Source organism: Bradyrhizobium sp. SZCCHNRI3052 (genome assembly GCF_032484895.1).
In the GTDB taxonomy this organism is placed as follows: domain Bacteria; phylum Pseudomonadota; class Alphaproteobacteria; order Rhizobiales; family Xanthobacteraceae; genus Bradyrhizobium.
Genome location: NZ_JAUETW010000003.1, coordinates 472,893 through 492,162, shown reverse-complemented (window position 1 = coordinate 492,162; position 19,270 = coordinate 472,893). Strand labels below are relative to the sequence as shown.

The following is a 19,270-nucleotide window of genomic DNA, read 5'->3' as shown; positions in this document are numbered from 1 at the left end:
CAGTCGAAATCGAGTGTCCGCGAACGGCGGATCAAGCGGCCGCGCGTCAGGTGCGGTCCTGCGCTGCGACCTCGGGCACGAACACCGTGACCGCACGCGGCAGCACGGAGAAGCGCGCCGGCGTGAAGGTGACGAGCTCGCCATCGGCATTGATCCGGCGCGGACGGCGCGTGCGGATCTCGAACGATGTATCACGCGAGGCCCGCACCTCCTGCCACAGGCCGTGGCGGCCTTTGCGGAAGTCATAGGCCATCGCCAGCAGCTTCCAGATGCGGCCGATCTCCAGCGAATACAGATCGAGATGGGAATCGTCGATCTCGGCGCGGTGATCGACCGCCATGCCGCCGCCGTAGTAGCGGCCATTGCCGACCGCGATCTGCAGTGTCTTCACCCGCACCGCGCCGTCGGACGATACGATCATCGCGCGGAACGGCCGTGCATTGGTCAGCACCTTCAGCGCCGTGAGCGCATAGCCGAGCCGGCCGAACCTCCGCTTGGTTTCCTTGGTCAGCTGCCGCGCGAGCTCGGCGCTCAAGCCGAGGCTGGCGACGTTGAAGAACGGGTGCCCGTTGACCTCGCCGAGATCGATCCGGCGGCGATGGCCGGCCGCAATCACATCGACCGCGGCCTCCATATCCGGCGGCAGGCCAAGCGTGCGGGCAAGGTCATTGGCGGTGCCGGCCGGAATGATGCCCAGCGGCAGGCCGGTCTTGAGCAGTGCGGGCGCAGCCGCGTTCAGGCTGCCGTCCCCCCCGGCGACGACGACCGCCTCCGCATCGTCGGCATGTGCTTCGATCCACGGCGCCACCTCGCGCGGACTATGCGGCGCCGAGATCACGAGATCATAGCCGGCTGCGCTCAGCCGCGACACGGCAACGCCGGCCGCTTCGCCGCCGGAGCGGCTGCCGCGATTGATGATCATCAAGAGGCGGCGCGTTGCCACGGCCGGGCGCGACGGCGGCGCCTTCGCGATCGATACCTGGTCACCCCCCGTGGTCACGATTGTCTCCCGTACACAAAATGCCAGCGCGCTCCAGCACGCAGGTTCCATACAAAGTGGCGAGCAGGCGCTCCGGTTCCATCACGATCACCGCCGCCCCTCCAAGCGATGCCGGGAGGTTTGAGCGGGGTAACGATTGTTGGGATGGTGATGTGGGGGCGAGAGCCGCAAGGCCCGATAGCAACAAGCGACGCGTGGGGCCGCATCTCGTCAAACTCCTCAATAGCGCCCGAAGTGCGCAATACCGCCAGCGGCAGCGGTCATGAAAGAGAGTCCGACATCATAGTCTCACGGACTATCAGAGGGGCCCGGATCTCCGGCCCTCTGGAATTAGTTCACCGCCGCACGGCCGCAAGACGGCCGCCGGGCAGCAGACACTCTGTCGCACCTCGCCGTTCATCTTGCTGAACGCAGATGCGAACGGCGGGCTCTTGAAAACCGCAGGCTCTTGAAAACCAATCGGCAGCCACATACGTCCGTCGCCTACCCCTGGTCCGGGCCCCTCTGGTGAAGCTGCCGGTGCGCTCACGATGTCGGACCTGACATCAATCTCACCGGCTTGAAAGAGGGACCCGTCGTGGAATTCCTGCTCATCGCGTTTGCCGGCAAGCCCGTCTGGATGTGGCTCGCCTTCCTCGCAATCGTGCTCGCCCTCCTCGTCTTCGATCTCGGCATCCTCCATCGCAAGACGCGCGAGATCTCGGTACGCGAGAGCCTCGTCATGAGCGGCATCTACATCATGCTCGCCCTCGCCTTCGGCGCCTGGGTATGGTGGCAAATCGGCGCCGAGGCCGGCACCGCCTATCTCACCGCGTTCACGATCGAGAAGGCGCTGGCGATGGACAACGTCTTCGTCATCGCCATGATCTTCAGCTACTTCTCGATCCCGCGCGCCTATCAGCACCGCGTGCTGTTCTGGGGCATCGTCGGCGTCATCGTGCTGCGCGCGATCATGATCGGCCTCGGCGCAGCGATCGTCGCCCAGGCGAGCTGGGTGCTCTATCTGTTCGCGCTGTTCCTGGTCGCGACCGGCATCAAGATGCTGGTGTTCAAGGACACGCCGCACGACATCGGCGCCAACCCGGCGCTGGCCTGGGTGCGCCGCCGCTTCGACGTCACCGACCGCCTGCACGAAGAGCGCTTCTTCGTGCGCCAGCCTGATGCGCGCGGCAAGCCGACCTGGTTCATGACGCCGCTGTTCCTGGCGCTGATCCTGATCGAGTTCGCCGACGTCATCTTCGCCGTCGACTCGGTGCCGGCGATCTTCGCGATCTCGACCGACCCGTTCGTGGTCTACACCTCGAACATCTTCGCGATCCTCGGCCTGCGCGCGCTTTATTTTGCGTTGGCCGCGATGGTCGATCGCTTCCAGTATCTCAAGCTGACGCTGGCGGCGGTGCTGATCTTCATCGGCTCGAAGATCTTCCTGGCCGACCTGCTCGGGCTGGAGAAGTTTCCGCCCGCGATTTCGCTCGGCATCACCTTCAGTCTGCTCGGCGCAGGTATCGCGTACTCGCTATGGAAGACGCGGCCTGCGGTCGAGCAGATGAAGTGAGGCCGATCAGAGGACATGAGGTTGCTGCGTGACAATGAATGATGTCACATCCGACGACGAGGACTCCTCGGCGCCGCGCCGTCACAACGGGCCGATCAGCCGCCGGCTGCTCGCGATCGCCCGGACGGTGCGGTCCGAGGAGCCGTCGATCGGCGAGTTGTTCGACCGGCTGGAATCGGAAGGTCTTGGCCTGACCCTGCTGCTGCTGACCCTGCCGGCGCTGATCCCGTTGCCGGGCCCATTCGGCATGGTGTTCGGCACCTTTGTCGCGCTGGTCGCGCTGCAGATCCTGTTCGGCGCCGAGCGGCTATGGCTGCCCGAACAGTTGCGCCGCCGGCCGGTGCCGCAGCGGCTGCTGCGCAAGATCATCCGCGCCGGTCTCGACTGGGCGGGCTATGCCGAACGCGGCCTGCGCGAGGACCGGCTGGTCTGGCTGACCGGCCGGCCGGCGCGGATGCTGCTCGCGCTGCCGCTGCTTCTGATGGCGGTCACCATCATCCTGCCGATCCCGATGGGCAACGTGATGCCGGCGCTGGCGCTGATCGCCGCCTCGATCGGCTTCATGGCAGGCGACGGCCTCGCCGTGCTCGTGTCGATCCTGATTGCGATGGCTGCGGTGGTCTGGACTGCCGTTCTGCTCTACACCGGCGCCGCAGCAGCCGACTATGCCGCAACTCTCCTGGCCCGCTTAGCTGTGCATCTGCGGGCGATGTTGGAAAGCGTCGGTGTCGATCTCGGCTTTGCCGCAGGCGTGACGACCGTATTTGCAGTGGTAACCGGCATCGCTGCGCTTGCCTTCTGGGTGCAGGCGGTACGCCACCGGCGCAGCCGGCGCGCATCCTTCGATCCGGCGCAGGATCCGCGCGAGCGCTCCCGCGCGCTGGCGCGTCGCGGCCGCGGCCTCGTGGCCGCCGCGAGCATTGCGACCACCGCAGCCGCCGTCTTCATCGCCACGCGTTTCATGCTCACCGGCTCGATCTGAAGTTCCGCCTGTGGCGGCGCGGCCGCACGACAGTGCATTGCGGCTGCGACGGACATATCTTCGTGAGCACCTGCCGGCCGGAAGCGCGAGCACTTGTCATTGAAGCAGCAACAAAAAATGCGACCGGTAAGCTCTGGCGCGTCGCGCATCGTCGACGGCCTGCGAGAAATGCCACTGTCCCTTTGTGCCGGCTGCAGCTATACGAGAGATGACTGTCATTAAACGGTTACAGAATCGACACATGCCCGATTCGAACGCACCGGCGTCGATCCACGGCAGTGGCCATGCGGTCGGCGTGCGGGAGAGTGGTGAGTCGGCGAGCTGCGATCCCGGTGGCGCCGCCGATCGCTTGACTGCGCAGCACCTAGCCGATCACGCGGCCACGCAGGAGGATGCCGCAGCGCTTGGCGTGGAGGTCGCGGCGCCGTCCTTGCCGGATCCGGCGGCCGGCAGCGGCCACGAGATCGAGCTGAAACTCCTCGTCGCGCCCGATCAACTCGCCGGCTTCAACAACGCACCGGTCGTCACCGCGCATGCGCGCAACAAGGGCTCGCGCAAGCATCTGACATCGGTCTACTACGACACGCCGAAGCGCACGCTGTGGAAGAACGGCTTCACCTTGCGGGTGCGCCAGAGCGGCTCGCGCTTCGTGCAGACCGTGAAAGAGCAGCACAGCGACGACCCGCTCAAGCGCGGAGAGTGGGAGGCCAGCGTCAGCTCGCTGGCGCCAGATCCGGTGCTGGCGGCCGCGCTGCTGCCGGAGGAGCTTCGCTCCGCGCTGGCCGAGGCAACGCTCGAGGCGGTGTTCACGGCCGACGTGCATCGTCACGCGCGCATGCTCGACGTGCCCGGCGCGACGATCGAGATCGCGTTCGACAGCGGTGTCATCAAGGCCGGCGAGCACCGTGAGATCGTGAGCGAGATCGAGCTGGAGCTCAAGAGCGGCAACCCCGCCGCCATCTACGAGATCGCACAGCGCATCGCCGATCACGGACCGATCAGACCTTCGATCCGCAGCAAATCCGCGCGCGGTTTCGACCTCGCAGCCGGAGCAGCGCCGGGGGCCGAAAAGCCGCCCAAGCTGCGTCTCGATCCGGCGGTGTCTCTCGACGAGAGCTTCGCCCTCGTCCTGCGCGGCAGCCTGCATCATCTGCTGCAGGCCATGCCTGCGGCAGAGGACGGACGCGATACGGAAGGCGTGCATCAGTTGCGGGTGGCGCTGCGCCGCCTGCGCGCCGCGTTGCACCTGATGCGGCCGCTCGGGACCTCGGCGACGCTCGACGGTCTCGAGGCGGATGCGCGCTGGCTGGCACAGAGCCTCTCGGCGGCGCGCGACCTCGACGTGTTCCTGACCGATACGCTGCCCGAGATCGCCGAGGCCTGCCCCACTGTTGCAGGCTTCGACTCGCTCCGGGCGCTCGCCGAGCGGCGGCGCGATCTCGCCTATCGCACGCTGCGCATCGCGCTTGCCGAGCGCCGCTGCGCCGCTTTCGTGCTCGGCCTCGGCGAATGGATCGAGACCCGCGGCTGGCGCAACGACGTCTCCCCCGACGATCTCCGACGCCTCGCGGCGCCCGCGATCGATTTTGCCGGGCCTGTCCTGTCGGAGCGCCACCAGAAGGTGCTCAAGCGCGGCCGCCGCTTCAAGAAGCTGTCGGCCGAGCGGCGCCACCGGCTGCGTCTCGCGCTGAAGAAGCTGCGCTACAGCATCGACTTCCTGCTGCCGCTCTACGGCGCGAGCAAATCGGCGAAGAAATATGCCAGGACGCTCGCCGGCTTCCAGGAACAGCTTGGCCACTACAACGACATGGCGGTCACCGCCGGCGTGATCGAGACCCTCGGCACCACCTCCACCGAGGCGGCGATCGCGGCCGCCGCGATCACCGGCTGGCAGTCGCATGCCATGGCCGGCGTGGAGGAGCCGTTGCGCGAGGCGTGGCGCGCCTTCACCAAGGCGCCGACGCCATGGCAGGCCGAGGAGGCGTGACGACCGGACGCGGTGACGTCGGTTCATGGACCGCATTGATCTGGTTCAAGGCGTCTGGTCGAGCTGTTTGGGAGCGTGATCTCATGAAGATATCCAGCGTGACGTGTCCCCATTGCCGTGCCGCCTACGAGATCGCGGAATCGACCTCCGCCATTGGCGCTGCCGGGCGGTTCGACTGCGGCGTCTGCGGCACGCCATTGGCGGCGTGGGACGAGCCGAAGCTGCGGGCCTTCCGCCTGGAGGTACCACCCGAGCGCAAATATCCCCGCGTGCCGGCCCCCGCCCCGCTCACCTGACTCCCGTTCCGCAATCCGGAACGCCCGGCGTGGTCCGTCGAGGTGACCGCGCATCCGCGCATGGCGCCATGGCCGGCGGCAACTTGCCTGGCTTTTTTGACCGGGTCATAGTCGGTCACCGCGCGGTGCTGCCGGCTGGCTTGGCCGCATCCACTGCAGCGTCCCGATCCACTTCAGCGAGTCATCCGGTCCTCATGCCCATCCTCAACAGCATCGCCGCGCTCTCCGACGAAATGGCCGCCTGGCGCCACGACTTCCACGAACATCCCGAGCTGCTGTACGAGGTGCATCGCACCGCCGGCATCGTCGCCGACAAGCTGCGCGCATTTGGCTGCGACGAGGTGGTGACGGGCATCGGCCGCACCGGCGTCGTCGGCGTGATCCGCGGCCGCAAGTCCGCCTCCGGCAGGACCATCGGGCTGCGCGCCGACATGGATGCGCTCCCGATCGAGGAAACCTCAGGCGTGCCCTACGCCTCGAAGACACCCGGCCTGATGCATGCCTGCGGCCATGACGGCCACACCGCGATGCTGCTGGGCGCTGCGAAATATCTCGCCGAGACCCGCAATTTCGACGGCACCGCCATCGTCATCTTCCAGCCGGCCGAGGAAGGCGGCGCCGGCGGCAAGGCGATGGTCGATGACGGGCTGATGACGCGCTGGGGCATCCAGGAGGTCTACGGCATGCACAACATGCCGGGCGTGCCCGAAGGCCATTTCGAAATCTCGCCCGGCGCGATGCTGGCCTCGGCTGATGCGATCCACATCAAGGTCACCGGCAAGGGCGGCCATGGCGGCGCCGGCCCGCACCGGGCGGTCGACAGCATCCTGATCGCCTCGCAGATCGTCAACGCGCTGCAGTCGATCGTCGCCCGCAACGTCGATCCGTTGAAGTCGGCGGTGATCTCGGTGTGCTCGATCCATGGCGGCACCACCTTCAACGTGATCCCCGAGACGGTCGAGATGCTGGGCACCGTGCGCACGCTCGATCCGGAGATCCGCGATCTCGTCGAGAGGCGCATCGTCGAGGTCGCCGAGGCCACCGCGCGCGCCTATGGCGGCTCGGCCGAGGCGATCTACGAGCGCAAATATCCGGTGACGATGAATCACCCTGCGCAGGCGGCTTTCGCCGCCGACGTCGCCCGCGACGTCGCCGGCGCTGAGCGTGTCAACGACCGCGCCATTCCGCTGATGGGCGGCGAGGATTTCGCGTTCATGCTGGAGGCGCGTCCGGGCGCCTTCGTGTTCCTCGGCATGGGCCCCGGCAACGAGTGCCACCACCCGGCCTACCGCTTCAACGACAACATCCTCAGCGCCGGCGCATCGTACTGGGTGAAGCTGGTCGAGAAGAGCATGCCGGCGAACTGATCGGAGCGACCGCGCAAGCTCGCAACGAGCGTCATTGCGAGGAGCCGTAGGCGACGAAGCAATCCAGGATCTTCATCGGATCGCCAGTCTGGATTGCTTCGCTCCGCGCTCCGCTCGCAATGACGGGTGTGGCTGACATCGCCGGCCCCACAGGCTCCGTCATCGCGAGCGCCAGCGAAGCGATCCAGGGACGCTATGCACCGATCGGAATGGCTTCGGCTTCCTTCCACGAACAGTTCGCCCCGTATCGAAACATCACGCGCCGCCGCCCGGCTAGGAGAAGCCATTCTCCCGCCCGCGAGGCACCATGCAGAGCCGCTCCGATCTCACGACAGAATTCGCCCTCCTGCTCGTTCTGTCCACCTTGTGGGGCGCCTCATACACCTTCATCAAGATCGGCGTCGAAACCATTCCGCCGCTGACCCTGATCGCCGCGCGCACGCTGATTGCGGGGCTGCTGCTGGCCGCGATCATCCGCAGCCGCGGCCTCGCTTGGCCGCGTGACCGGACGATTTGGCGTCGCTTCGTGATCCAGGCCGGTCTCAACAGCGTCGTGCCATTCACGCTGATCGCCTGGGCCGAGCGCACCGTCGAGGCGGGTCTTGCGACGATCCTCAACGCGACCTCGCCGATCTTCACCTTCCTGCTGACCGCGCTGGTGACGCACCACGAGCCTGTCACCCTGCGCAAGCTGGTCGGCGTCGCCGCCGGACTCGCCGGCACCTGCCTCATCGTCGGCACCGAGGCGCTGGGCGGGCTTGGCCGCGAGCTGTGGGCGCAGATTGCGATCGTCGCCGCCACCATCTGCTATGCCGGTGCGGCGATCATGGGAAAGAGCTTCAAGGGACTCGATCCGATGTTGCCGGCCGCGGGATCGCTGCTGTCCGGCGCCGCGGTGCTGATCCCGCTTGCGCTGGTCGTCGACCATCCGTGGACGCTGGCACCGTCACTGCGCTCGGTGCTGGCGCTGGCCGCGCTCGCGACCGTCTCGACTGCGGCCGCGATGGTGATCTATTTCCGCCTGGTGCAGACGCTCGGCTCGATCGGCGCCACCGCGCAATCCTATCTGCGGGTGCCGATCGGCGTTGCGATCGCCGCGGCCGGGCTCGGCGAGCACCTCGCGCCGACCGCCTGGATCGGCCTCGCCTGTGTCCTCATTGGTGTGATCGCGATGACGCTGCCCGCGCGCAAGGGGGCGACAGGCGATCCGATCCAAGGTTGACCGCACGCACCAGCGCTGCTTTGAACCCAAAGCGGCAACGCTGGATCAATAAAATGCAATGCATCTTCGTTTTGCTTCTTGTCGCGCTGGCAACCACGATTGGTCCGGCCGCGGCCTCGGCCGACATCCCCTACGCGATATCGGAGCATCCTTCACAAGACGGCCGCTGCAAAGGAGACACCGGCAAGGCCGACCTCGACCGCGACGAGCAGGCCTGCCTCGCTCAGTTGAACGATGTCGTCAGGCGCAACGGCAAGTCGCTGGAAATCACATTCAAGGATGGTTCCACCAGAAGCTACGTGACCCGACTTCCGGATGACCTACCCGGACATGAGGACGACTCGGTCGAGTACAAGCTCGTCGGCTACTTTCCGGAGCACGAACTCCTGCTGATCGAGATCGGCTATTGGGAAGGCGTGCAATGGATGCTGCTCTGGCTCAATCGCGGCATCGAGACCAAGATCCATTCGCCGCCGCACGCCTCGCCAAGCCGCCGCTGGCTGTTTTCTGTCTGCTCCAGCGAAGGTCCCTCCGGCTGCGGCAACGGGATGGAGATCGTTGCCGCGCCGTTCGACCTCAAGCTGGGGGGCTGGTCCTATCTCACCCCTGACGACGACTACACCTTCTACGAGTTCGACGGCTGGGACGGCGACGACCGCGTCAAGCTCATCGCCACCTTCAAGGTCGGCACCGAGATGAAGCCATTCCCGGCCTCTGTCGAACGCAGCAACGGCCGCTGGCAATTGAAGCTGCCAAAACAGCACCGCAAACCGCCACGTCATTAGCAGCCCGTTTCTCTCGCCGTCATTCCGGGGCGGCGCGCAGCGACGAGCCCGGAATCCATAACCACGACTGTGCATGTGGCGAAGACGAGCATACCGGCCAGCTCGCGTCGCACAGCATCCTGTGGCTATGGATTCCGGGCTCGCGCCGCTGCGCGACGCGCCCCGGAATGACGGCGGAGAGAGTGAGGCTAAGAGTGCTGCCCTGCTTCGATGACGCAGTCGCCGACAGCAGCGTGGTCACTCATCCCCCGATCGCGATCGTCACCTTGCCGAGATGCGCGCCGCTCGCCATGTAGTGGAACGCCTCGCGCGCCTCGCTGAACGGAAACACGCGGTCGACCACCGGCTTCACCTGATGCAGCGTCAGCGCGTTCGCCAGCGCCTGGAGATCGTCGACCGAGCCGACCGTGACGCCCTGCAGCCGCTGCTGCTGCATCACCATCAGCGGCAGCCGCAGCTCCGAGGCCGGCGCACCGGCGAGCACGCCGATGAAGGCGATGGTGCCGCCGATCCGGGTGGCGCGGATCGACTCGTTCAAGGTGCCGACGCCGCCGACCTCGACCACGAGATCGACGCCCTGCCCGGTGATCTCGCGCGCCTTCTTGCCCCAATCCGGCACCTGCTTGTAGTTCAGCGTGACATCGGCGCCGAGCGCCGTCAGCCGCGCGATCTTGGCTTCACTCGACGACGTCGCGATCACCCGCGCGCCGGCCATCTTCGCGATCAGCAGCGCAAAGATCGAGACGCCGCCGCTGCCTTGCGTCAGCACGGTGTGGCCGGGCCTGATGCCGCCGAGCTTGATCACCGCGCTCCAGGCGGTGACGCCGGCGCACGGCAATGTCGCGGCCTCGACGTCGGTGAGATGCGCCGGCGTCCGCACCAGCGCGTGCATGGGAAACACCCGATACTCCGTCAACGTGCCGTCGACGGCGCCGCCCAGCGCCGCACGCATCTTCGCTTCGCTCGGCTCGCCGCCGGTCCAGCTCTCGAAGAAGCTGCCGATGACTCGGTCGCCGGTCGCGAATGCTGTGACGCCCTCACCGACCGCCTCGACCACGCCTGCGCCGTCGGACAGCGGCACCAGCGGAAATTTCTGCCGCGAGCCGTAGCCGCCCCTCACCGTGATCAGGTCACGATAGTTGATGCTCGCCGCCGTCAGCCGCACCAGCACCTCGCCCCTCCCCGGCTGCGGCACGGGCTTGTCGACCAGCGCCAGCGCATCGATTCCGCCGGGCCCCTGCAGCTCGTAACATTGCATCCGATGTCTCCCGCCCAAGCGGCGTCGCCGCTTCGTTGTTCTGCCGGGAATGGTGAAGCGTTTCGTGCCGGCGATCAAGCCGAGCCTCGTTCCGCGCGGCGGACAGACAACGCGAACGCAACGCAAATCCGATGGTCGCGGCGCCGCCGGCTCTCAGTCATCGATCAGCGGGATCACGACATGGTTCAGCACATATTCCGTGCCAACCCAGGTAATGGTGAGTGCCAGCAGCAGCAATCCAGCCAGCAGCAGCATGTCGCGCCGTTCCATCGAACACATACGCAGCAACGCCGCTGCGCGTTTCGCATCGCAGCCATGCCACGCGCCGCGAGACATGCGACGCCTGCGAGGAACCGGGCCTTCACATCGCCGCGTCGAACCTGATCCGGCAGACCAGACCTTCGTCGCGATAATCCTGCTCGATGCTGCCGCCGATCGCCGCAAGGCTCGCACGGATCATGCGCGTGCCGAAGCCCTCTTTCCCGGGCGGCTCGATCGGGTGCGGACCGAGCTCGCGCCAGGCCACGCTGCCGCGGCCGCCCTCCTGCGCGATCTGGACCTCGAGTCGTCCACCCTGGCCGCGCAGCGCGCCGTATTTGACGGCGTTGGTCGCAAGTTCGTGGAACACCAGCGCGAGATTACGCACCGCTTCCGGTCCCAACGGCATGTCCGGGCCGTCCACCGTCACGGCGCCGGAGGCGCGATACGGCTGCAGCTCGACGTCGAGCAGCATGCGCAAGGTCATCAGGCGGTGGTCCGACCAGGCGAGACTGTTGGCGCGCGCGACGGCGTCGAGCCGCAGCGCGATCGCTTCCCCTTTGGCGCGATCCTCGCCCGACAGGCTCGATCTGACGATCGCCTGAAACAACGCGAGCTGATTGTTCACGCGATGTCTCAGCTCGCCGAGCAGCAACTCGCGCGCATGCTCGCTGCGCTTCAGCTCCATCAGCGCGCCGCGACAGAGATGCCCGAGCCAGATGATCAGCGCCGCGGTGCTCAGGAATCCGACGAGGTTGATCGCCTCGGCATGATCGGGACGATCGGTGAAGCCGACGAGCACCACGGTGGCAGACAGCCAGGCGGCAAAAATGGCCGCGGGAATGCCGCCGAGCAGCGCGGCGAACACCACCGCAGGGTAGAACGTCGCGTAGGGCAGCGTCGCGCCGGCATAGTCCAGCCCGATCCGGCCCGCGGTCGAAATCGCGACGGCGAGCATGGTGAGCAGAAACGTGGTCGCCGACCACTGTCTGCCCCGAACGATCCAATCTGAGAAACTCCGACCCGCGCGCACGATTGACCCCGAGCGCAAGGTCTATCGCCGGACGCCTGCAGGAACAAGCTGAAGCAACTGCCGCATGGGCGCAAAAATTTTAGGAACTTTTGCCGCGCCGTTGCGTTCGACGGCCCTGTTGCGCCAGACGGAACGCATCATGCCGCGTGGTGGGAGAAAGCGACCGCTGCGCCGCCACCGGCAAGCGTGACTACATGGCCCCTGCGCCCCCAGCGCCTCTGCTCGACACCATCAGTGCTACTCCGCGTCGCGTCGGCGCAGCACGAATGCTGGACGTTGCATGATGAGCTCGTCGCCGGCTGCGCCGATGAACTGAAAGACAACGGTATCGGAACGCTGCACGCGAGAGAGCTTGTATCCGGCGCCTCTTGCTGCGCTAACCCTAGCGGCTTGCCGCTGAGCGCCGCAGCGTCGATCATGGCGGTCATGACGACGAAATCGCGCGAGAGACTCTACGGTGCCGGCATCCGCATCGCGCAGGAGCAGGCCGCGCGCGCGCGCAAGGAAGCGGATCGTCTGGCCTGCGACGCCTGGAACAAGCGGATGCTCGGCTACAAGGGACCGGCGCAGCCGTCGCCGCTGCTCGGCGACGCGCTCAACGCGGGCTATTACTATCTCGAAGTGCGCTGCCTCGGCTGCGACACAAATCAGACCGTTGCGCTCGACATCATCAGGCGCGCCAAGACGACGCCAATCCATGAACTCGAGCGCTACATGCGCTGCCAGGACTGCTCGCGGCTGCGCGGTCGTCCCTACAAGCGCAGCGCGCTGGTGGCATTGCGCGAGACCAAGATCTCGGCCGCGCATCCGGCCTCGACATGGTGGCCCGGTGAACGATAGACAGTCGAATGCCGAGCGTCGCGTCATCTCGCATCCCCATAGAGGTACTCCGATCAGGCGCTGACGGCGCCGCTCGAAAAAATGCATGGACACCCGGAACAATCATGACGATCCGTTGTTTCGAAAACTTGCCGGCGCGGCAGGGAAGCGGAACATGTCAGAGTTGATGACCCAGCCGGACAAGCTGCGGGCCGACGCAGCGGAATGCGCCCTCATTCGTGATCTCGCCACCGACCGCGACAAGCGCGAGCTGTTCGCGCGCCTGGCCGAGCATCTGAGCATGCTCGCCGCCGAGGTCGAGCACGCGGCGCGCGCACGCGATGGGCACGCAGAGAATGCGAGCCTGCGCTGAACCGCGACGCTCGCCGGACGAACTGCGCCGATTGCGCTCCGCTGCTGTTGCGGTGCTCGCCACACAATCGCGCACCTCCCATTCGCTATAGATCGGGATGATCCGCGATCGATTCGCGCAGCGAGCGATCACGCCCCTCTCAGCGCCACAGGTGCCGATCTTGCGACGTCTCCTCCCCCGTCTCGCCTGCCTCGTTCTGCCGCTTCTCCTCGCTTTCCCCGCCACAGCCGCTGAGCTCGTCGGCCGCGTCAGCATCGTCGATGGCGACACGCTGGACATTCACGGCGAACGGATTCGCCTGTGGGGCATCGACGCGCCCGAAAGCGCGCAGCTCTGCCGCGGCCGCGACCGCAAGCCATATCGCTGCGGCGCGCTGGCCGCCAACACGCTGGACGCGTTCACGCGCAGCAAGGTTCTGCGCTGCCTGCCGGTCGATGGCGATCGCTACGGCCGCATCGTCGCGCGTTGCGCCGCCGGCGCGACGGATCTCGGCCAGTTCATGGTGTCGCGCGGGCTTGCGGTCGAGGAGCCGCAATATTCGCGCGGCGTTTACACCGCCGATCAGCGCGCCGCCCGCCGCGCCGGCCGCGGCATCTGGTCGGGCCGCTTCATCGCGCCGCCGCTCTATCGGAGCTGCATGCATGCCGGCGGTACGACGTCGGTGTGCTCGGACGGCGGGATCGGCTGGCGGTGAGCGCCGCCGCATGACGACGTCGCCTTCCACCACACCCGACACAACACCTCAATTGCCACGCGTTGGCCTCTGGCTGTACGGTCGCGCATCGCAGAGATCAGGGCTGGATGAGGACGATGACGGAGACAAAGACGCGCGTGGCGATCCTGTTCGGCGGGCGCTCGGCGGAGCACGACGTCTCGCGGGCCTCGGCGGCCAACATCGTCCGCTCGCTCGATGCCGGTCGCTACGCCGTCACGCTGATCGGCATCACCACCGACGGACGCTGGGTGCTCGCCGACGCTGCGAATGACGGCACGGGCGCGGCGCTGACCGTACCCGCTGACGGCCCGCAGATCGTGCTGCTGCCGGCCGGCCAGGGCCGCGCGCTGGTCATCGGCGACGGCGCCCCGCGCGAGCTCGCCTTCGACGTCGTGTTTCCGGTGCTGCACGGTCCGAACGGCGAGGACGGCACCGTGCAGGGCGCGCTGGAGCTCGCCGATGTCGCCTATGTCGGCGGCCGCGTGATGGGATCGGCGGCGGCGATGGACAAGGACGTCGCCAAGCGCCTGCTGCGCGATGCCGGCCTGCCGATCGTGCCGTTCGTCACCATGACGGAAGCGTCGCCTGTGACCTATGCGGCGGCGGTCGACGCCGTCGGGTCATCCGAGCTGTTCGTCAAGCCGGCCAATCTCGGCTCCTCCGTCGGCATCTCCAAGGCGCGCAACGCCGAGGAGTTCGAAGCCGCCTGCCGCCTGGCGCTGCGCTTCGACCTGAAGATCCTGATCGAGCGCTGCATCAGCCCGGTGCGCGAGATCGAATGCGCGGTGCTGGAGCATGCCGACGGCGAGGTCGCCGCCTCCGAGCTCGGCGAGATCGTGCCCGCCGACAGCCACGGCTTCTATTCCTATGAGGCCAAATACACCGATGCCAAGGGCGCCTCGCTGCACGTCCCGGCGCAGGTCGAACCCGCTCTCGCCGCGCGCATCCGCAAAATGGCCACCGAGGTGTTCGGCGTGCTCTGCTGCGAGAGTCTCGCGCGCGTCGACTTCTTCGTCCGCGGCGAGGAGGTCTACGTCAACGAGGTGAACACCCTGCCGGGCTTCACCAACATCAGCATGTACCCGAAGATGTGGGAGGCCACCGGCCTGCCCCAGCCGGCGCTGATGGACAGCCTGATCGCACACGCGCTGGCGCGCCATGCCCGGCTCAGGCAACTGGCGTCGCAGCGCTGAGGAACGCGTCTGCGGCCGCCGCAGGTCAGCGCGGCGCCACCTTGACGCCGGCGGCGACCCGGTCACTGGGATAGATGATCACGACATCGCCGCTGGCGACGCCGTCGGCCACGGCGGCGAACCGGCCCGAGCGCCGGATGAGCCGGACGGTGCGCAACTCGGCGCGCCCATCCTTCAGCGCGAACACCGACCAGTCGTCACCGCGCTTGAACAGCGCGCCGGTCGGAACGATGGTCGCATCCTCCTGCGTGAAGACGACGATCTGCGCATCGAGCTGATAGGCATCGCCGAGCCGCTGCCATTGCTCGGCCGGCGAGACGATGTCGATCAGCACGTTGACCCGCTGCTCCTCGACGCCGAGCGTGGAGATCTTCGTGAAAGCCGCCGGCTCGACCCGGCGAACCCGGCCCGACAGGCGGCCTGCCCCGCCCCAGCGATCGATCGTGACCTCGGCGCCGGGACGGATCTCGACCGCGTCGGTGCTCAGCACGTCGATGACCACTTCGAGATCACGGGGATCGCCGAGCTCGAGCAGCGCCGCGCCTGGCTGCACCGTCGTCTCGCTTTCCTGGATCACTTTCAGCACCAGCCCGCCGACCGGCGCGGTCACGCTCCAGCTATCCGCCGGCGCGTCGGCATCGGTCTTGCTCCCGTAGCGCGCCAGCATCGCCCTGAGCTGGCTGAGCTCGTGCTCGGCGGCATGGTCGGCATATTCGGCGGCGCGCAGGTCACGTTCGGCAATCCGCATCGCGAGCTCGGCGCGCTCCCGCGCCTGCGCCGTCGCGGCTCCGCTGGCGGCCAGGGCCGTGGTACGCGCCAGATCGGCGCTCGCCTGCGCGCTCTGCGCCTGCGCTCGGGCCACTACCTCCTTGGCGCGCTCGACATTGGCCTCTGCCGCACCGAGCAGCTCCTCGACCTCGCGGCGGGCCCGCGGATCGAGCAGCGGCGCCGGCGCCGGCATGATTGTGGCGACCACGTCGTCGGCCTTGACCTGGTCGCCGGCCTTGAAGCGGATGCGGCCGAGACGGCCGGCGAGCGGCGCGGCCACGACGTAGCGCTGGCGCACCCGCGTCTTGCCGTCGTCCTCGACGGTGGCAACGAACCGCCCTTTCGTCACCGCGGCCGTCTCCACCGGGACGGGGCCCGGCATCATCATCCAGGCGATGACGGCGGCCGCCGCCAGAACGCTCGATACGATGACGACGCGGCGCAAAACGGGTGGCATGCTCATTCCCTGGTCTTGAGGGCCGCGACCAGATCGAGCTGATCCACCCTCCTGCGGACGATGATGGCGCTGATCGCGGCGCTGGCCAAGACCACCGCTGTCGCGATCAGGTAGGTCTGCGGCGCGATCACGCCCGGGATCTGGAAGCTCTCGCTGGAATGCAGGCGCGCGATCAGCCCGATGATGGCGTGCGACAGCCACAGGCCGAGCGGAATCCCGACCGCGATGTCCAGCGCGAACTCGCCGAACAGGATGCCCGCGACCTCGCCGCGAGTGAAGCCCAGCACCCGCAGGCTCGCGAGCTCCCAGGCGCGCTCCTGCAGGCTGATGCGGGCGCTGTTGTAGACCACGCCCGCGGTGATGATCGCGGCGAAGCCGGCGAGGATGCCGGCGGTGACGAACACGAGGCCCGCGATCTTCTCGATGAAGGATGCGAGGGTGTAGGCCTTCATCGTCACGGATTCGATTTTCGGCATGCTCTTGAACCTCGCGCCGAGCGCAGCCAGCGCCGCCGGCTCGACCTGGAGGCTCGCCGCCGAGATCACCGCGCCTTCGCCGGTGAAGCGGTTGAGCGTGTCGATGTCCATGTAGGACGCCATGCCGATCGCCTCGTCGACGATGGCGCTCACCGGCAGGTCGCGCCGCCGGCGGTGGCCTTCCATCGCCTCCACCGTCACGACCTGCCCTGCGCTCAGCGCCAGGCGCTCGGCAAGGCGTCGGGTCAGCGTGATGCCATCGGGCGCCGCGACGATCGGACGACGCGCGGAATCGTGCGGTCGCCGCAGCTCGTCGGTGGCCGCCAGTCCGATCACCGAGGTGAGGTAGCTCTGGTGCCCGGCCCGCAGGCGCACCGGAACGATGCGCTGGCCTTCGATCGCGAGCACGCCGGGCTGGCGCGCCAGGTCACGCAGGATCGCGCGGTCCATCGGATGGATGAAAGTGATCGTGGCGTTGCCGCGCTCGACCAGGTTGAACTGCAGCTCGATCATCTCGCCGATGGCGTCGCGCCAGAAGATCCCGAGCACCATCATCGGCACCGCGAAGGCGATGCCGACGATGGTGAACAGCGAACGGAACGGCCGCCCCGCGACGTTGCGCAGCATCATCATCCGCCGCGCGCCGAACGCCGTGCCGGGCAGGATGCGCTCGATCCAGGAGCGGCGGAACCCCAGCGGCATCGCGGGCCGCATCGCCTCCGCCGGCGCAAGGCCGACGACCTCCTGAAGCGCCGTGACGACGCCGAGCGCGCCCGCCGCGACGCTGATCGCGACACCGGCCACCGCCGCCCATGGCGCCAGCCGAAACGGCAGCTCCGGAAGACGGAAGAACCCCTGATAGCTCGCGATCATGGCATGGCCGAAGCCGACGCCGCCGGCGATGCCGAGCACCGATCCGATCAGCACGATGACCAGCATCAGCTTGAGATAGTGGAAGGTGAGCCGCAGCGTCGGAAAGCCGAGCGCCTTCAGCGCCGCGATCTGCTCGCGCTGCGCGGCGACCAGCCGCCCGAGCGCGCCGTTGAGCAGGAACGTGGCGACACCGAAGAAGATGATGGGGATGGTGATCGACATCACCTTCTGCTGGTTCAGCTCGTCCTCGAGAAAGCGGTTCGACGGCTGATCCCGCCGCGCGATCGCGCCGATCGAGCCATAGGGCTCGAGCAGCCGGTCGAGCTCCTCGATCACGGGCTTGGGATCGACACCCGGAGCGAGCGCGACCACGGCATCGTTGAACGCCCCTTTCATGTCGAAGGCGGCCTCGGCCGCGCTCCGGTCGACCCACAGGATGGCGTAGAGGCGATCGTCGGGGATCGGCAATCCCGGCTTCACCGCGTAGACATATTCCGGCGACAACGCGATGCCGGAAACCCGGAAGCCCTGCACGCGGCCATTGAGCAGCACGCGGATGTCGTCACCCGGACTGACGCCATTGGCCTCGGCAAACGCCTCGTTGACCGCGGCGCTGCGGGCGGCACCCGGCTCGGGCGCTGCGCCGCGGCGCAGATGCAACCGCGCCAGGGGCTCATCGCCGGCGTGGGTCAGCGACACCAGGCGGGCCGAGACCGGTTGCGAGACGGCCGGCCAATCGACGATGACCTCGCGCACGATGCGCGGCTCGACCGCGACCACGCCAGGAATGGAATTGAGCCGCGGCACCAGCGCGAGCGGCGCCCGCTTCAGCGTGACGAAGATCTGCGGAAACCGGCCGTCGGCATAGAACTGCTCGCAGCCGCCGCGCAGGGACAAATAGGTCGAGACCGAGCCGACGAACACGGCGACACCGGCCGCCACCAGCAGCGCGATCGTGACCACCTGTCCGCGCATCGCGCCGACGTCGCGCCACAGCTTGCGGTCCAGCAGGCTCACCAGCGCACCTCATCGGCCGAGAGGCGCCGCGCATTGCGCGTCTCGCCGACGATGCGCCCGCCGCCGAGCCGGAGCACGCGATCGGCCATGCCGGCGATCGCCGCATTGTGCGTGATGATGATGGTGGTCGTCCCGAGCTGCGCGTTGGCGCGCGCGATCGCGGCGAGCACGACCTTCCCCGTCTCATAGTCCAGCGCACCGGTCGGCTCGTCGCACAACAGCACGTCGGGCGCCTTGACCATGGCGCGGGCCACCGCGACGCGCTGCTGCTCGCCGCCGGACAGCTGCGAGGGAAAGTGGTCGATCCGCCGCTCGAGGCCGACGAGCTTGAGCACCTCGAGCGGATCGAGCGGCTTGTCGGCGATCTCGGTGACCAGCGCGACGTTCTCGAGCACCGTCAGACTCGGGATCAGGTTGTAGAACTGAAACACGAAGCCGACATGCTCGCGCCGGTAGCGCGTCAGCTCGGCATCGCCGGCGCCGACCAGTTGATGATCGCGCCATTGCGCTTCGCCCGACGTCGGGCTGTCCAGTCCGCCGAGGATGTTGAGCAGGGTCGACTTGCCCGATCCCGACGGCCCGAGCAGCACCACGAGCTCCCCCTCGTAGATGTCGAGGTCGACATCGCGCAGCGCATGCACCTCGACCTCGCCCATCCGATAGGTCTTCGAGAGCTTGCGCGCGCGGAACACCGGGGCGGCGCCGGGCCGATCAGAAGGCGCGGCGGGGCCCCCGTCGTTGGTGACGGCCGAACTCATCGGGCTGCGGTTCCTGCACCAAAGGCCCGCATCGAACGTGCGAGACGTCTCACGCCTGAATCCTCGACATCGGATGAC

The 19,270-nt window shown here is 67.6% G+C and carries 18 protein-coding genes; 11 read left to right on the top strand and 7 right to left on the bottom strand.

From position 1 onward, the window contains the following. Window positions 1-46: 46 nt before the first annotated feature. Entirely contained in the window at window positions 47-1,000 is a 954-nt protein-coding gene (locus QW887_RS12655) for a lipid kinase (protein ID WP_316175529.1), read from the bottom strand. Between the two features lie 577 nt (window positions 1,001-1,577). Between QW887_RS12655 and QW887_RS12650 the strand changes: the two genes are divergently transcribed. From QW887_RS12650 to QW887_RS12620, 7 genes are all read left to right on the top strand, one after another. Next, complete coding sequence (locus QW887_RS12650) at window positions 1,578-2,555, top strand: TerC family protein (RefSeq protein ID WP_316194586.1); 978 nt, start codon at window positions 1,578-1,580, stop codon at window positions 2,553-2,555. Window positions 2,556-2,583: 28 nt separating this feature from the next. Further along, window positions 2,584-3,537, top strand: a complete 954-nt coding sequence (locus tag QW887_RS12645; protein ID WP_410051845.1) for an exopolysaccharide biosynthesis protein — start codon at window positions 2,584-2,586, stop codon at window positions 3,535-3,537. 241 nt (window positions 3,538-3,778) lie between these two features. After that, window positions 3,779-5,524: a CHAD domain-containing protein gene (locus QW887_RS12640; RefSeq protein WP_316194585.1), complete on the top strand. Its 1,746-nt coding sequence runs from the start codon at window positions 3,779-3,781 to the stop codon at window positions 5,522-5,524. Between the two features lie 83 nt (window positions 5,525-5,607). After that, window positions 5,608-5,820 (top strand): MJ0042-type zinc finger domain-containing protein, encoded by a 213-nt coding sequence (locus QW887_RS12635; RefSeq protein WP_315749332.1) that lies wholly within the window; start codon window positions 5,608-5,610, stop codon window positions 5,818-5,820. A gap of 194 nt (window positions 5,821-6,014) precedes the next feature. Beyond that, window positions 6,015-7,187: a M20 aminoacylase family protein gene (locus tag QW887_RS12630; RefSeq protein WP_315714803.1), complete on the top strand. Its 1,173-nt coding sequence runs from the start codon at window positions 6,015-6,017 to the stop codon at window positions 7,185-7,187. Between the two features lie 307 nt (window positions 7,188-7,494). After that, window positions 7,495-8,409 (top strand): DMT family transporter, encoded by a 915-nt coding sequence (locus QW887_RS12625; protein WP_316175522.1) that lies wholly within the window; start codon window positions 7,495-7,497, stop codon window positions 8,407-8,409. Beyond that, window positions 8,406-9,194 carry a hypothetical protein gene (locus tag QW887_RS12620; RefSeq protein ID WP_316194584.1) on the top strand — a complete coding sequence of 263 codons (789 nt, stop codon included), beginning with the start codon at window positions 8,406-8,408 and terminating at the stop codon, window positions 9,192-9,194. The genes QW887_RS12625 and QW887_RS12620 overlap by 4 nt, the downstream gene beginning before the upstream one ends. Before the next feature lie 241 nt (window positions 9,195-9,435). Here the strand turns inward: QW887_RS12620 and QW887_RS12615 are convergent, their stop codons facing one another. The 3 genes from QW887_RS12615 to QW887_RS12605 form a co-directional block, all read right to left on the bottom strand. Then, a complete protein-coding gene (locus tag QW887_RS12615; RefSeq protein WP_315749326.1) occupies window positions 9,436-10,452 on the bottom strand; it encodes an NAD(P)-dependent alcohol dehydrogenase in 1,017 nt (338 codons plus the stop codon). A 153-nt stretch (window positions 10,453-10,605) separates the two neighbouring features. Next, window positions 10,606-10,788: a hypothetical protein gene (locus tag QW887_RS12610; RefSeq protein ID WP_315749324.1), complete on the bottom strand. Its 183-nt coding sequence runs from the start codon at window positions 10,786-10,788 to the stop codon at window positions 10,606-10,608. A 25-nt stretch (window positions 10,789-10,813) separates the two neighbouring features. After that, entirely contained in the window at window positions 10,814-11,668 is an 855-nt protein-coding gene (locus QW887_RS12605) for an HWE histidine kinase domain-containing protein (RefSeq protein ID WP_315714808.1), read from the bottom strand. 501 nt (window positions 11,669-12,169) lie between these two features. On the opposite strand from QW887_RS12605, the gene QW887_RS12600 reads away from it, so the two are divergent. The 4 genes from QW887_RS12600 (at window position 12,170) to QW887_RS12585 (ending at window position 14,843) form a co-directional block, all read left to right on the top strand. After that, a complete protein-coding gene (locus tag QW887_RS12600) occupies window positions 12,170-12,583 on the top strand; it encodes a hypothetical protein (protein ID WP_315714984.1) in 414 nt (137 codons plus the stop codon). Between the two features lie 166 nt (window positions 12,584-12,749). Next, window positions 12,750-12,935, top strand: a complete 186-nt coding sequence (locus QW887_RS12595) for a hypothetical protein (RefSeq protein WP_315714985.1) — start codon at window positions 12,750-12,752, stop codon at window positions 12,933-12,935. A gap of 157 nt (window positions 12,936-13,092) precedes the next feature. Beyond that, complete coding sequence (locus QW887_RS12590; protein ID WP_315714986.1) at window positions 13,093-13,629, top strand: thermonuclease family protein; 537 nt, start codon at window positions 13,093-13,095, stop codon at window positions 13,627-13,629. 116 nt (window positions 13,630-13,745) lie between these two features. Then, entirely contained in the window at window positions 13,746-14,843 is a 1,098-nt protein-coding gene (locus tag QW887_RS12585) for a D-alanine--D-alanine ligase family protein (RefSeq protein ID WP_315714810.1), read from the top strand. 25 nt (window positions 14,844-14,868) lie between these two features. On the opposite strand, the gene QW887_RS12580 is transcribed toward QW887_RS12585, so the two are convergent. Genes QW887_RS12580 through QW887_RS12570 form a run of 3 tightly spaced genes read right to left on the bottom strand, consistent with a single transcriptional unit; the run spans window position 14,869 to window position 19,192 of the window. Then, window positions 14,869-16,068, bottom strand: a complete 1,200-nt coding sequence (locus QW887_RS12580) for an efflux RND transporter periplasmic adaptor subunit (RefSeq protein WP_315714811.1) — start codon at window positions 16,066-16,068, stop codon at window positions 14,869-14,871. Window positions 16,069-16,070: 2 nt separating this feature from the next. Continuing rightward, complete coding sequence (locus QW887_RS12575; RefSeq protein WP_316194620.1) at window positions 16,071-18,437, bottom strand: ABC transporter permease; 2,367 nt, start codon at window positions 18,435-18,437, stop codon at window positions 16,071-16,073. Then, entirely contained in the window at window positions 18,431-19,192 is a 762-nt protein-coding gene (locus QW887_RS12570; RefSeq protein ID WP_315714812.1) for an ABC transporter ATP-binding protein, read from the bottom strand. The genes QW887_RS12575 and QW887_RS12570 overlap by 7 nt, the downstream gene beginning before the upstream one ends. Window positions 19,193-19,270 lie beyond the last annotated feature (78 nt).

What these genes read in the sequence shown, in the direction of transcription:
- QW887_RS12570 (WP_315714812.1), bottom strand. Translation starts at nt 19,192, where the DNA reads ATGAGTTCGGCCGTCACCAACGACGGGGGCCCCGCCGCGCCTTCTGAT.
- QW887_RS12635 (WP_315749332.1), top strand. Translation starts at nt 5,608, where the DNA reads ATGAAGATATCCAGCGTGACGTGTCCCCATTGCCGTGCCGCCTACGAG.
- QW887_RS12610 (WP_315749324.1), bottom strand. Translation starts at nt 10,788, where the DNA reads ATGTCTCGCGGCGCGTGGCATGGCTGCGATGCGAAACGCGCAGCGGCG.
- QW887_RS12580 (WP_315714811.1), bottom strand. Translation starts at nt 16,068, where the DNA reads ATGCCACCCGTTTTGCGCCGCGTCGTCATCGTATCGAGCGTTCTGGCG.
- QW887_RS12605 (WP_315714808.1), bottom strand. Translation starts at nt 11,668, where the DNA reads ATGCTCGCCGTCGCGATTTCGACCGCGGGCCGGATCGGGCTGGACTAT.
- QW887_RS12630 (WP_315714803.1), top strand. Translation starts at nt 6,015, where the DNA reads ATGCCCATCCTCAACAGCATCGCCGCGCTCTCCGACGAAATGGCCGCC.
- QW887_RS12625 (WP_316175522.1), top strand. Translation starts at nt 7,495, where the DNA reads ATGCAGAGCCGCTCCGATCTCACGACAGAATTCGCCCTCCTGCTCGTT.
- QW887_RS12640 (WP_316194585.1), top strand. Translation starts at nt 3,779, where the DNA reads ATGCCCGATTCGAACGCACCGGCGTCGATCCACGGCAGTGGCCATGCG.
- QW887_RS12615 (WP_315749326.1), bottom strand. Translation starts at nt 10,452, where the DNA reads ATGCAATGTTACGAGCTGCAGGGGCCCGGCGGAATCGATGCGCTGGCG.
- QW887_RS12585 (WP_315714810.1), top strand. Translation starts at nt 13,746, where the DNA reads ATGACGGAGACAAAGACGCGCGTGGCGATCCTGTTCGGCGGGCGCTCG.
- QW887_RS12600 (WP_315714984.1), top strand. Translation starts at nt 12,170, where the DNA reads ATGACGACGAAATCGCGCGAGAGACTCTACGGTGCCGGCATCCGCATC.
- QW887_RS12595 (WP_315714985.1), top strand. Translation starts at nt 12,750, where the DNA reads ATGACCCAGCCGGACAAGCTGCGGGCCGACGCAGCGGAATGCGCCCTC.